16 protein-coding genes are annotated in these 12,739 nt (G+C 59.8%); 4 read left to right on the forward strand and 12 right to left on the reverse strand.

Annotation, left to right across the window (positions count from 1 at the left end):
• Positions 1-8: 8 nt before the first annotated feature.
• Positions 9-689: a hypothetical protein gene (locus Mame_RS26765; protein ID WP_155122141.1), complete on the forward strand. Its 681-nt coding sequence runs from the start codon at positions 9-11 to the stop codon at positions 687-689.
• A gap of 254 nt (positions 690-943) precedes the next feature.
• On the forward strand, positions 944-1,864 hold the full coding sequence (locus tag Mame_RS17905) for a DUF2336 domain-containing protein (RefSeq protein ID WP_018066623.1): 921 nt from the start codon (positions 944-946) through the stop codon (positions 1,862-1,864).
• 35 nt (positions 1,865-1,899) lie between these two features.
• Here the strand turns inward: Mame_RS17905 and Mame_RS17910 are convergent, their stop codons facing one another.
• Positions 1,900-2,247 (reverse strand): DUF1491 family protein, encoded by a 348-nt coding sequence (locus Mame_RS17910; RefSeq protein WP_026173796.1) that lies wholly within the window; start codon positions 2,245-2,247, stop codon positions 1,900-1,902.
• 89 nt (positions 2,248-2,336) lie between these two features.
• Positions 2,337-3,257, reverse strand: coding sequence for a peptidoglycan-binding domain-containing protein (locus Mame_RS17915; protein WP_018066625.1), 921 nt, complete (start codon positions 3,255-3,257; stop codon positions 2,337-2,339).
• A gap of 410 nt (positions 3,258-3,667) precedes the next feature.
• Between Mame_RS17915 and Mame_RS17920 the strand changes: the two genes are divergently transcribed.
• Both Mame_RS17920 and Mame_RS17925 read left to right on the forward strand, forming a co-directional pair.
• Positions 3,668-4,177, forward strand: coding sequence for a DUF5330 domain-containing protein (locus tag Mame_RS17920; RefSeq protein WP_018066626.1), 510 nt, complete (start codon positions 3,668-3,670; stop codon positions 4,175-4,177).
• Positions 4,178-4,269: 92 nt separating this feature from the next.
• Positions 4,270-4,695, forward strand: coding sequence for a SufE family protein (locus Mame_RS17925; protein WP_018066627.1), 426 nt, complete (start codon positions 4,270-4,272; stop codon positions 4,693-4,695).
• A 6-nt stretch (positions 4,696-4,701) separates the two neighbouring features.
• On the opposite strand, the gene Mame_RS17930 is transcribed toward Mame_RS17925, so the two are convergent.
• The 10 genes from Mame_RS17930 to Mame_RS17975 form a co-directional block, all read right to left on the reverse strand.
• Positions 4,702-5,193 (reverse strand): DUF6456 domain-containing protein, encoded by a 492-nt coding sequence (locus tag Mame_RS17930; RefSeq protein ID WP_018066628.1) that lies wholly within the window; start codon positions 5,191-5,193, stop codon positions 4,702-4,704.
• On the reverse strand, positions 5,183-5,605 hold the full coding sequence (locus Mame_RS27370) for a helix-turn-helix domain-containing protein (protein ID WP_155122142.1): 423 nt from the start codon (positions 5,603-5,605) through the stop codon (positions 5,183-5,185). Before Mame_RS27370 ends, Mame_RS17930 begins: the two co-directional genes overlap by 11 nt.
• 295 nt (positions 5,606-5,900) lie before the next feature.
• On the reverse strand, positions 5,901-6,323 hold the full coding sequence (locus tag Mame_RS17940; protein WP_018066630.1) for a Ros/MucR family transcriptional regulator: 423 nt from the start codon (positions 6,321-6,323) through the stop codon (positions 5,901-5,903).
• A gap of 353 nt (positions 6,324-6,676) precedes the next feature.
• Positions 6,677-7,018, reverse strand: a complete 342-nt coding sequence (gene mnhG / locus Mame_RS17945; RefSeq protein ID WP_018066631.1) for a monovalent cation/H(+) antiporter subunit G — start codon at positions 7,016-7,018, stop codon at positions 6,677-6,679.
• 4 nt (positions 7,019-7,022) lie between these two features.
• The gene (locus Mame_RS17950) at positions 7,023-7,415 is read right to left on the reverse strand and encodes a cation:proton antiporter (protein ID WP_018066632.1); all 393 of its coding nucleotides are present in this window, start codon (positions 7,413-7,415) and stop codon (positions 7,023-7,025) included.
• Positions 7,415-7,888: a Na+/H+ antiporter subunit E gene (locus tag Mame_RS17955; RefSeq protein WP_018066633.1), complete on the reverse strand. Its 474-nt coding sequence runs from the start codon at positions 7,886-7,888 to the stop codon at positions 7,415-7,417. The genes Mame_RS17950 and Mame_RS17955 overlap by 1 nt, the downstream gene beginning before the upstream one ends.
• The gene (locus Mame_RS17960) at positions 7,885-9,438 is read right to left on the reverse strand and encodes a Na+/H+ antiporter subunit D (RefSeq protein ID WP_018066634.1); all 1,554 of its coding nucleotides are present in this window, start codon (positions 9,436-9,438) and stop codon (positions 7,885-7,887) included. Before Mame_RS17960 ends, Mame_RS17955 begins: the two co-directional genes overlap by 4 nt.
• A 23-nt stretch (positions 9,439-9,461) precedes the next feature.
• Entirely contained in the window at positions 9,462-9,839 is a 378-nt protein-coding gene (locus tag Mame_RS17965; protein ID WP_018066635.1) for a Na+/H+ antiporter subunit C, read from the reverse strand.
• Positions 9,839-10,258, reverse strand: coding sequence for a Na(+)/H(+) antiporter subunit B (locus tag Mame_RS17970; protein ID WP_018066636.1), 420 nt, complete (start codon positions 10,256-10,258; stop codon positions 9,839-9,841). Before Mame_RS17970 ends, Mame_RS17965 begins: the two co-directional genes overlap by 1 nt.
• Positions 10,255-12,618, reverse strand: coding sequence for a putative monovalent cation/H+ antiporter subunit A (locus Mame_RS17975; protein ID WP_018066637.1), 2,364 nt, complete (start codon positions 12,616-12,618; stop codon positions 10,255-10,257). Before Mame_RS17975 ends, Mame_RS17970 begins: the two co-directional genes overlap by 4 nt.
• Positions 12,619-12,739: the final 121 nt, after the last annotated feature.

Raw genomic sequence — 12,739 nt, forward strand, 5'->3', positions numbered from 1 at the left:
GTTTTGAAATGACGATCCGCAAAAGATATGAAGAGGCTCAAAAACTTATTGAAATCGGACAATATGAACCGGCTCTCATTTTGCTTCTCGTCGCGACCTCAGCAGCATCTGAGAGACTCAGGAAAAATAACTCAAATCAAAAAAAGAAACCAGGAGACGACAGAAAGTGGTTTGAGACTTATCTAACCGTAAATGGATTTCCAAAAATAACTTCAATGGATAAAAATGGAAATGAAATTACTTCAACAAAATCACTTTACAAAGACCTAAGGTGTGAGATTGCGCACGAAGCTAATTCAGATAATTTTAAGTATGATGAAGGCTCATATTTTATAGAACACAAAGATAATAAATTTAAATTTGGAATTGAACTACTCTATTTTTTATCAAAAACAATCAGAAAAGATAGGCTCTTACGAGATGAGTTTCGAGATATACTTTATGAATTTGATAACATAATAGGGTATTATGGCGCTCAACCTGAAAAGGAATTCAGAACTAATTTCATACAGCAAAACGGATTGAGTGAAGGAAGATATGAAATAATTTTAATATTATTGGCTTGCTTCACTCCAGAGAAATTAAATAAAATGGATACAACGCAAATAAAATATTATTTTTTAAATAAAATTATTCCAGATATACATGAAGTTGAACTGAACAACGGAGCCCTGACAGCCCTAAAATGACGGATGGCAAAGCTTTACTAGATAGAAATAATTCGCTTACGGACGAAGGAGTTAGCATATTCAAGTTATTGAGCCAAAACTATCGAACAACCGATTTCGCTCGCCCAATTGCATAAATCCAGAATTGCATTCGAGGTTTTGCGATCTGAAAGTCGACGTAGCGGTTTGATCTCAATCGCCCTATGGTTAACATCTTTATAACGTTTTCTCCCTAACCTGTTGTCGTTAGAAGACATTTGTCGGGGAGTACGGCCTTGGTCGATCGGTATCGGGAACTTGAAGGGCTGAAGAACACGCGCAATCTCGACGTCGTGCTGATGGCCACGGTTTCGGGCTTCGGCTCGCTCGACAATCCGAGCGCCGCCGAACGCCGGCGCTTTGCCGAACTCTTCGGACCCGTCTATGAGGCATCGTCGCCCGAGGCGCGCCGCCAGGCGGTCGCCGCCCTTTCCTGTCACGCCCACATCCCTCAGGACGTCTGCCGCTATATCGGCAGCCGCGAGATCGCGGTCGCCGCCCCCTTCCTCGCCCGCTCGCCCGCCATCACCGACGACACGCTGATCGCCCTGATCGAGACCACGACGGAAGAACATATCCGCGCGATCATCCACCGGACGGACCTGTCGCAGAAGGTCATCCAGGCGCTGATCGGCGCACGGCGCGAGGAAGAACGGCAGGAGCCTGCCGGCAATTTCGACATCGACACCGGCACCCGCGATGACAGCGAGGCGCTGCGCCGCACGCTGAAGGCCATGGCCGCCGGCACCGGCGATGCCGACCGCCTCGGCGTTTCCACCCTCACCGAACTGCAGACCGCTCTCCTGGTCCGCTTCGCGCGCCGCGCCGAAAGACCGTTCTTCACCGAAACCTTCGCGCGCGCACTTGGCGGTGACCGGGTGCTCGCCCGTCGCATTCTCGAAGAACCCACCGGCCAGCGCCTTGCCGTCGCCCTGATCGCGCTCGGCATGAACCACGCGGACACGAGCTACGTCCTGCCCCGCATCGCCGCGATCGACCGGCAGGACCGTGAAACGACCGAGTTTGCCGTGGAAAAGCTCGTGGGATCGCTGAAACCCGCCGCATGCATCCAGGAACTGCTCGGCTGGCAGACCGAACGCGAGCGCGAAACCCGGGTCGCGGCCGAGAAACAGGAAGCGGCGCGCCGCTCGGCGTGAACCGCCCGGCGCCCCTTCAACGCAAGAAGCCCCGCTCAGTCCTGCTCTTCATCGGCAATGTTGAAGAAACCGTCCACATTCTCGCATTCCAGCACCACGACCCAGAGATCGCTGTCGAAACGCATTTCGCGTTCCAGCATCTCCGAAACCTTGTCCGATGACGCTGCGTTAAGCCGCCTCTCGAAGACCCGATCCTGGACGCCCTCCTCCGCAAAGCTCTGCGGGGCGGGCAGATAGAGGCTCTCGGTGCCATCGCGGAAAATCTGCCGGATCGCGATCGCCCCGGCTTCTTCCGCCCCCTTGCGCTCGATCACGGCAAAGCCGCCCGCGGCAAAGGCATCGCGCACCAGCGCGGACGCAAAAAAATCTGAACGAAGGCGCATATCGACCGCTCCCGGATTCCACGAGGTCATCATGGCATGCCCGATGATCGGGCCTTTTGCAACGGGAAGCAATGCGACATCGTTCCCGCTCAAAGAGCGCCGATCTCCCGAAGCTTGTCGCGCACGGCCTCATTCGGCTCGCCCGTTTCCGGCAGCCGGTAGTGTTTCTGGAATTCGAGGATCGCCGCCCGCGTCGTCGCCCCGGCAACGCCGTCGACCACCACGCCGTCATAGGCGATGTTCACAAGTCCGCGCTGGATTTCGACCACCATCGGATCGGCGACAACAACGCCGACCCCGCCAGACGGCGCGGTTTCCGCCTTCAGGATATCGGCGACCGGGTCAGGCGATGCGGCGGTCTCCGGCCGCGGGTTCGGCAGCGGCGCGGATACGCTGAGCAGCGCCACCACTTCCTCGTCGGCCTCCCCGGTCGGCGTGATACCGCTATCGCTCTGGAATGCCCTGATCGCCGCTTTCGTCATCGGACCGGTCACCCCGTCCGGCTTGCCCTTGTAATAGCCCCTCGCGGCGAGCGCCTGCTGAAGGGCAAGGATATCCGGTTCATCGTCAACCGGCGCGGGCGCTGGCGGCGGCGCTGACGCCGTCACATCCTGTTCGATCGCAGCGCTCGTTGCCGGCGGCGGATTGGCCTCGACCTCTTCGAGGATCGCCACCAGATCGTCCTTCGGCTTTTCGGCGGCAGCGGTCTCGCCATCCTCGAGTTCGATGCGGAAACTCTCGAAATCGGTCGCCTCCGCCATCCGGCGGCCGGGAACGGCATAGGGGTTGGCCGGCTGTCGTGTCTTCATCATCGGGCTCGGATGCGGCCCCGGCTGATACCACAGCGCATTGGCCGATACGAAGCTGAAGACCACGCCGAACACCAGCGGCCCGCCGATCTTGCCCGGATGACGCGCCGCTAGGCCGCCCAGAGACGACGCCGTGCGCCCGATCAGCGAGGGCGTCTTCTTCCCGCGCTTTCCGGTTTTCTTCGTCGTCTTTTTCGCCATTCAGTCCATCACCCGTATCTTCGCCGCTTTTCAAACCATCGGCATCCGGTCACGCCTCTTGCCGCAGAAAATAGACCGCGGCTGTTAACGAAGGGTAATGGACAAGGCCTCCCACTGCCAGCGTCGCGCGCGCCGGAAGCGCCTCTGCAATCGAAAAAATCTCTGAATATGGTTAATGGGGCAGGTTGCCATAACACATCGAAACACATCCTGCTTTCAAAACAAGGGTTTGATTTAGTTATATATTTCGACGCTCGCTCATGGTCAGGCGCTGGGGTGCCGATCATGTGTTCGTTTTCCCGCGCCCTTTTAGCGGCTCATTTACCGTCTTAGGTTAAGTGTGAGTACAACGCTTGCGGGCACAACCAACAGGCCGGGGGCCGATGAGATTCCTGCTGAAATCCGCATTCATGATTTTTGTGCTGCTCCTGCTGGTGCCGTTCTTCGCGCCGCTTATGCTGGGGGGCGCTGCAACGCGCGAGCAGCAGGCGCTGCCAAGCGGCCAGGACATCGGCGGCGCGGTATCGGCCGCGCGCGGCACCTTCGAATATATGAGCGGCATCTGCGACGAACGCCCCGATGTCTGCAATGACGGCTCGGGCATTATCAGCTTTCTCGGCCGCCGCGCGCGCCAGGGCGCGGAGATCGTCTACATCTATCTCGGCCAGCATTTCGGCGAGAAGACGCCGAAACCCACCCAGGAAACCGCTGCCGCGCCCAAGGTCGCCCGGCCCGCCGCGCCGGAACCCGTCGCCGAGCCAAAGCCTGTCGTCGAAACGCCGCCCGCGGTGGTTGCCGGCAACACGCCCGACCTCATCCAGACCGGCGCAATCATCGGCCAGCCGGCAAAGGTCGAGGCGCCCGTCCGCATTCCCGGCTTGCCTGAGAACGTTCCCGTGCCGACCCCGCGTCCGCGCTGAAACGGCGGCTAATTTCGGCTTACTTGCGCCCCCGCGCATTTCAATTCGCGCCACATCGAACTATATCGGGGCGAGAGCAATCGAAAGGCCGGATGATGAGCGACAAACTCAAGCAGATTATCGACGACTTTTCCTTTCTCGATGATTGGGAAGACCGCTACCGCTACGTCATCGAACTCGGCAAGGCCCTGCCGGACCTGCCCGAGGACGAGAAGATCGAGGACAATCGCGTGCATGGCTGCGCGAGCCAGGTCTGGCTGGTGTCGAAGACGGGCGAAGGCGAGGATCCCGTTATGGAGTTCCGGGGCTCGTCCGATGCCTTCATCGTGCGCGGGCTGGTGTCGATCGTGCTGACCGTATATTCGGGCCACACCGCATCCGAGATCGCGAAGACAGACGCCATCGAAACCTTCCGCAAGATCGGCCTGGTCGATCACCTCTCGGCCCAGCGCGCCAACGGGCTCAACGCCATGGTCACCAAGATCCGCGAAACGGCGGCGCGCAAACTCGCCGCCTGAACGGATTTATTCCTCCGCGAAAAATGCCAAGATTTCGGGCCGGTAGCCCTCCGCGCCCCAACCGCGAATACCGGTCTTGGCCGGCGGCGGCGCGTAGTGGCGGGCAAGCGCCAGCAATGCCGTGCGCACCATCAGCTTGGCGGAGCGGACCGGCCATTGCCGCTCGCGCTCGATCTGTTCAAGCCCTTTCATGAAACAGCAGAAATCGAGCGCGATATCTGCAAGCTCCGGGCCGACCGCCTTCAGCGCCCGCGCCACGCGGCGGCGCGCATCGATCGCCGTATCCGACATGGCCGATGGGGCGGCAAAACGGCCGCGCGTCTCGAGGCGCGGCTCCAGCGAGGCCGATATCCGCGGCTGCATAAGGGCGCGGTTGAAATCCTCCGCCAGCCGTTCCCCGGCAGCAAACGCCTCCTCCGTCAGAAAAGGAGAGCCGTCGCGCGCCTTCAGCCGCGCCAGCATGTCCAGCGGCGTCTTCTCGCCCATTTCAGCCGTCATGGCGCACCTCGGCGGCAATGATAACGTTATAGGCCAGACGCTCGACGGCGGCGATGAACTCGTCGAAAGCCCGGTCGTCGCGCCGGTCCTCGATCACGCGGCAGGAATAGGCCACCGTCGTGCGGTCGCGCCCGAACGCGAGTCCGATCTCGCTCAGCGACAGCTGCAGCGATACGTGGCAGACATACATGGCGATCTGGCGATAATGCGAAACGGAGCGCCGCCGCTCGGCGCGGATCGAAATCCGCTCGCCGGCGATAAGCGCCATCTCCTTGGTGATCAGCAGAACAATGCGGCAAGCCTTGCGGATATCCGACATCTGGCTTGCCCTCTCCATGCACCAGGCTGGCTGATGGTTCAGGCGTTGATGGAAGGTCGTCGCGACCGGCGATGCTACGCGTTGCTCGTTCATGTCAGCTCCCTGAGAAATAGGATTTTATTCTTACATCGGCGCCGGAAGCGGGGACATTAAGAGGGGTACTCTCGAAACCGCCTGTTGTTTTTGTTTACTTATTTTCCTCCATCATAGGATTATTTTCCTACCACCTTCAACCGTTTACCTATGAGGGCATTACCAGAACGTAAACACAACTATAGGGGGCTTTGGCGGAGCAGGCGTCGCGGTTGCTAGCGCTCGCACATAAAAAAATGCCAGCAGTCTCTCGACCGCCGGCATTCAGATTCGGAGCGAAATCGTTTTGTCGCGGTTAGCGCCCGCGGCGCTGTCCGAGACCCATTTCCTTGGCAAGCCGGGAACGCGCCTCGGCATAGGACGGGGCCACCATCGGATAATCGGCGGGCAGGTCCCACTTTTCACGATAGGCATTCGGGGTCAGGTCATGATGGGTCATCAGATGACGCTTCAGCGACTTGAAGCTGCCGCCGCATTCCAGACAAACGAGATGGTCGCCGCTGATCGACTTGCGAACCGATACCGCCGGCTTCTGCTTTTCCTGCGCCTGGGCGGCGGCCTGCGGCTTCGCGGTGTTGCTCAGCGCGGCGTGCACCTCGTGAATCAGCCCCGGCAGATCGCCGGTCTGGATCACATGGTTGCTCACATAAGCGGCCACGATATCGGCGGTCAACTCCACGAGGGCCTGGTTATCTCGCTCAACCGTTGCATCCGTCATTATTCACTCCTGTTCTTTTCTTTGCCCGTCCGCGCCCGCAGTTACTCTCCGCAAGGACGCCGTCAGAAAATCTCTTCAAGCAGCGCCGTTGGTCGTCGTCGTTTCTGCGTAGAAATCAGAGCTGAGCCACACGGCAAACCGGCAGCACAGCCTCACGGATAGGGCCTGATTATTCTCATTAACGAGCGAAATATTCGCGCGCTCTTGGACGGAATACCACTTCAATGATAAATGTAAAGTTTAAATCGCCGTTTTAACGTCTTTATTGAAGGCAGTGGAGCGCGACCACGAGATTTCGGAGCTGTCCGCGACATAATACTTAAAAACATTCCAAAATCGCGAAAATCGACCCGCTAGTCACTATCTCTACTTTGCAATTCATCCCTGACCGTATTCTCGTATAGCGGGTAGCCAACTTCATGAGAGGCTCGCGCCAGTAGGTGAGCCGAGATCGGCGCCGTTATGACGAAGAATACGATGCCCGCGCAGGCCCGCACGAAAGTCGATATCTCGCCCGCATGGATGCCGATTGCCAGAAAGATCAGCCCTGCGCCGACCGTGCCGGCCTTTGAGGCTGCATGCATGCGCGAATAGAGATCAGGCAGCCTGATGATGCCGATTGCAGCCGTCAGGGTGAAGGCCGCGCCCGCAAGCATCAGAACGGAAACCAGCCCTGCCAGAAGATACTGCGTCATTCCCCTACTCCCTGCCCTTTTCCGCATCGGCCGAAACCACCGGAACGTCTTCGCCCGATGGGCCGGAATCATAGGCCATTGGATGCGGTTTCACCTCGAAACCCGTCTCGGTATCCGCCCGCATCGCGCTCGATCGAATGAAGCGCGCGAAGGCGACGGTTGCCAGAAAGCCGACTAGGCCGAGCGCGATGGCGATGTCGATGTAAAGCGTGAACCCGGTCCGCACCGCGATCACGATGATGAACCCCACGCCCACTGCCACGATCATATCGAGCGCCAGAACCCGGTCCGGCAGCGTCGGCCCCTTCACCACCCGAAAGGCCGTCAGGAGCAGCGCAATCGAAAGCAGAACGAGGGACATATCTGCGGCATGCTGTACGATCTCCTCAGGCGTCATCAGGCAAAAGCCTCCCTGATCTTGGTTTCGAAGCCCTCGGCGATACTCTTCCTGATCGCGTCGGGATCGGCGCAGTCAATCGCGTGGATATAGAGATATTTATTGTCATCCGAAACATCGACGGACAGCGTTCCGGGCGTCAGCGTGATCATGTTGGCAAGCAGAACGATTTCGAAATCCTTTTCCAGCGTCAGTTCATAGCGGAATATGCCGGGCTTGACGTTCATGCGCGGCGAGCAGACGAGTTTCGCCACCGACCAGGCAGAGGCCATGAGCTCGTAGAGAAACAGTATCAGCAGCATGAACAGCCGCTTTGCCCGCGAGAAATAGCCTGTTCCGCCGATCTGATGGCGCACCAGCCCAACCGCGATCGCACCGATGATGATGCCGAAGAACAGATTATGCAGCGAGGCGCTGCCGGTTACGGCAACCCAGAAGATCGCCAGAACGAGATTGGAAAGCAGTATCTTCATTGCACGCTTCCTCCCGGGAATACCGACAGGAAATACCCTTCCGGCGAAAAAATGCCGCCAATCGCCTTCGCCGTCAGGTTCAAAACCGGCTCCGGATAGAGCCCGAAGACGACAATGATGGCGGAAAGTCCGATGATCGGCAGCCACTCGGAAAGCGGTATCCTGAGCGTCTCGGAAACCTCACCCTCTGCGGGCCGCCAATAGGCCAGCAGAAATATCCTGCCAAGCGCGATCGTCGAACAGAACCCGGCAAACAGGATGCCGGCGGCAAGCCACCACGATCCGGTTTCGACGCCGGCGCGCACCAGTATCGCCTTCGGCCAGAAGCCTGAAAACGGCGGCAGGCCGGCGGCAGCGAAGAACGCGCCAAGGCTGAGGCCGGCGAAGACCGGATAGCGCTTGTAGATGCCGCCGATCTGGTTGAGCGAGAAGCCGCCGGCGAGCCGGCCGGCAAGGCCGGTGATCAGATAGAGCAGCGTCATCAGGATCATCGAATGCAGCGCGTAGAACAGCGCGCCCTGCAGCCCGTCCATGCCGCCGATCGCAACGCCCGCAAGGCAGTTGCCGATGCCCACGATCACGATATAGCCGACCGCGCGGCGGATGTCATGCTGGGCGATTGCGCCGAGACCAGCCAGCACCATGGTGAGGAAGGCGGCAAGACCGACCACGGAGGAAAGTGCTGCAAGATCGGCCGGCAGGATCATCACCATGACCCTGAGCAGGGCATAAACGCCGACCTTGGTCAAAAGCCCGCCGAACAGCGCCGAGACCACGGTGCGCGGCGTGTGATAGGAGGCCGGCAGCCAGAAATTGACCGGAAAGGCCGCCGCCTTCATCCCAAAGGCCAGCACGAACAGCGCCCCGATCGTCGCGGTCGGCAGCGTCGGCGTTTCACGCGCCCGGATCGCGATATCGGCCATGTTGAGCGTGCCGAACACGGCGTAGATATAGGCAACAGCGATCAGGAACAGCGTGGTGCCGATCAGGTTCAGCACCGCATATTTCATTGCGCCGTCAAGCTGTTCATGGGTCGAGCCCAGGATAAGCAGGCCGAAGGACGAGATCAGCAGCACTTCGAACCAGACATAGAGGTTGAAGATATCGCCGGTCAGGAATGCGCCCGAAACGCCGGCTATCAGCAGCAGCAGAAACGGATAGAAACCGTAGCGCCGCCCGCTGTTGTCGATATCGCCAAGCGCAAACACCGCGCCTGCGAGCCCGGCAATGGCGGCGGCCAGCGCAAACAGCGCGCTCAAGATATCGGCGGTGAAGGCAATGCCGAAGGGCGGCAGCCAGCGGCCCGCCACCATGGTGAGCGGCCCGTTCTTCCACACGGTATAGAGCAGCAGGCTGTCGATGACGACCAGAAAGGCAAGCGCGGCGATGGCGATCACGGGATGCAGCACGGTATGCTTGCGGATCATCATCAGCAGCGCGCCGACGGCGATACAGGTCGCGACCGGCAGGATGACGAGCCAGTCCGTCAGCGACGTCGGCGCCATTGTCAGCGCGGCGGAGGGATCGATTTGGTAAGCGGAAGCTGCCATGGGTTAGGTCTTGATATCCCCGTTCAGTAGCCGAGCGGCGGCATGGGCTGGTCCTTGGGCTCGGCCGCCCGCATATCTTCGGTATCATCGGTATTGAGATCCTGATAGGCGCGGTAGGTCAAAACCAGAAGGAAGGCAAAGAAGGAAAACGAGATCACGATCGCCGTCAGGATCAGCGCCTGCGGCAGGGGATTAGCGGTTCCCGAGGGCAGCGTGTCCATGCTTTTCGGAATGATCGGCGGCACGAAGCCGGTGATCCGCCCGGCGGTAAAGATCAGCAGATTGACCGCATTGCCGAGGATGGCGATGCCCAGCATGATGCGCACGCTGTGGCGTGACAGCATCAGGTAGATCGCGGCGGCAAAGAAGATGCCGACAAGGCACGAGAGCACGAACTCCATCAGACATGGTCCCTTTCTTCAAGGGCCAGGAAGATCGACGATATCGCTCCAAACACCACGAGATAGACGCCGATATCGAAGGTCGTGACCGTCGAGATCGGCACTTCCACGCCGTAGATCACCGGATAGATCCAGTGCGCCGTCATGAACGGCGTGTGCGCGAAGATCGAGATCAAGCCCGAGAGCGCCGCGAGCAGAAGCCCCGCTCCGGCATAGGCCAGCGGATGGAAGTGGATCGCCCGGCGCACCGCCGAGACCCCCATGGCAATACCGAAAATGGCGATTGCCGAGGCCGCGATCAGACCGCCGATAAAGCCGCCGCCGGGCGCATTGTGGCCGCGCAGCAGAACGTAGATCGAAAACAGCATCATCAACGCCGACAGGAATGGCGCCGCCGTTCTGAAGATCAGCGTGTTCATCGGACCTCGCTTTCTGTCGGTTCCTTGGGGGTGGTGCCGGTCCTGGTGTTGCGCAGCCGGATCAGGGCCAGAATGGCTAGTCCGGTGATCATCACCACGGCAATCTCGCCGAGCGTATCCGTTCCGCGGAAGTCAACGATGATGACGTTGACGACGTTGTGCCCGTGGGCGATCACCTTCGAATAGCTGTTGAAGAATTCCGACAGCCGGTCATTGAACGGAACCTGGGTGACGCGCATCAAAAGCAGCGAGAAACCGAGCCCGCAGATCACGGCAAGCGCGCCGTCAAACAACCTTTGTCCCATCGCACGATGGTCGGATGGCGTCAGGTTGAGGCGGGTCATCACCAGCGTCAGAATGACCACCGACAGGGTCTCGACCATGAACTGGGTGAAGGACAGGTCGGGCGCGCCGAGCAGCAGGAACAGGACGGCCACCGAAAAGCCCTGGATGCCGAGCGTCACGATCGCCGTCAGCCGGTTATGAGCGCCGATCACCGCGCCAAGCCCGATCACTGCGAGCAGCAGAATGACCCAGTGCGCGAGGTGGAGATCCTCCGGCAGGCCCTGCCATACCGGCAATTCGCCGAACGAAAACAGCGAGGCCATCAGCACGGCCGCGACAAGCACGAAGGTCGCGGTGATGTAGAATTCCAGGCGTCCCGGCTGGATCGTCTGCGTCACCCTGAACGACAGCCTCACAAGGCCGCGCATGAAACTGTCGAACCACAGATCCGGCCCGGGGCCAAGGCGCGTCAGCATGCCGGCAATCGCCGTCCTCAGCGCGTCAAGCCGCCAGTAGATCACCAGCGCGATCGCGACGGTCAGCACCGACAGCGCCAGCGGCAGACCGATATGGGGGATCAGCGACAGATGAATGCTGATCTCCTCACCCGCCACGGCGCTCGCCATCGGACCCGAGAAATGGGTGTTGAAATAATGCGCGAACACGGCCGAAAGCAGGCCGGCAAGGCCGAGCGTGACTGGCCCGAGCCACATCAGCGCCGGCCCCTCATGCGCGTGTTTCGGCGTCTCGGTCTTCGCGCCGATGAACGGCTTCAGCCCGACGCCGAAGCCGACGGCGAACATCAGAGCGTTGCCGATGATCGCGACGATCAGAAATATGGTCGCAAACGTTGTTCCGGCATCAAGCGATTCGTAGATCCCTTCCTTGGCGAGAAAGCCCACGAATGGCGGCAGGCCGCCCATCGAGATCGCGCCGGCAAGCCCGGCCGCAAAGGTGATCGGCATCGCCTTCGCCAGCCCGCCGAGCTTGGTCAGGTCGCGGGTGCCGGTCTCGTGGTCGATCAGCCCGGCGACCATGAACAGCCCGCCCTTGAACAGCGCGTGGGCGATCAGATAGAGCACCGCGCCCTCGACCGCGTGTTCGATACCCATGCCGGTCATCATCACCATCAGCCCGAGCGAGGCGACGGTGGTGTAGGCGAGCATCAGTTTCAGGTCGGTCTGGCGCACGGCCAGCACCGTGCCGACCAGCAGCGTCACGCCGCCGAACACCGGCAGCACGGTCATCCACGCCGCGGTATCGCCCATGACCGGGTTGAGCCGCATCAGCAGGTAGACGCCCGCCTTCACCATGGTTGCGGAGTGCAGATAGGCCGAAACCGGCGTCGGCGCCTCCATGGCGTTCGGCAGCCAGAAATGGAACGGAAACTGCGCCGATTTAGTAAACGCGCCCCCCAGAACCAGAATGAACGCCGCGATATAAAGCGGGCTCTGCCGCAGCACATCGCCGCTCGCGAGAAGCTCGGAAAGTCCGTTCGCGCCGGTAATATACTGGATCGTCAGCACGCCGGCGAGCAAAGCCAATCCACCGCCGCCGGTCACCACCAGCGCCTGGATCGCGGCGCGGCGCGAGGCGTCCTTTTCATGGTCAAAGCCGATGAGCAGGAACGAGGTGATCGAGGTCAGCTCCCAGAAGATGAACAGCATCAGCAGCCCATCGGAGATCACCACGCCGAGCATGGCCCCCATGAACATGAACATGAAGGACAGGAACCGCGCCTGCTGCGGGTGGCCCTTCATATAGCCCCCGGCATAAAGCACGATCAGCGTTCCAATGCCGGTGATCAGCAACGCGAAGGTCAGCGAAAGACCGTCGATCAGGAAGGAGAAGCTGAGGCCCAGGCTTGGCACCCAGTCATAGCCGCCGGTCAACGCCGCGCCGTCAGCGATGCGCGGCACGAGGCGGGCGAACTGGACCAGCGAAAACAGCGGCAGCAGCGCCAGAAGCCAGGGCGCGAAGGATTTGAAGATGCGGTAGAGGATCGGAGATAAAACCGCCCCGATGAAGGGCAGAAGAAGGGCCAGAAATATAAGTGTCGTCTCACTGGGCGACATAGCATCTCCAAAAATTAGTCTGCCGGGCATTCACGCAACTGAACCTGATCAGTTACGTTAAGTTTAGCATGCGCTCAACCGCGTCCAAGTCTTTTTCGCAAGCGCAAAACCGCAAACGCCC

Origin of the sequence: Martelella mediterranea DSM 17316, assembly GCF_002043005.1 — a bacterium.
Classification (GTDB): domain Bacteria; phylum Pseudomonadota; class Alphaproteobacteria; order Rhizobiales; family Rhizobiaceae; genus Martelella; species Martelella mediterranea.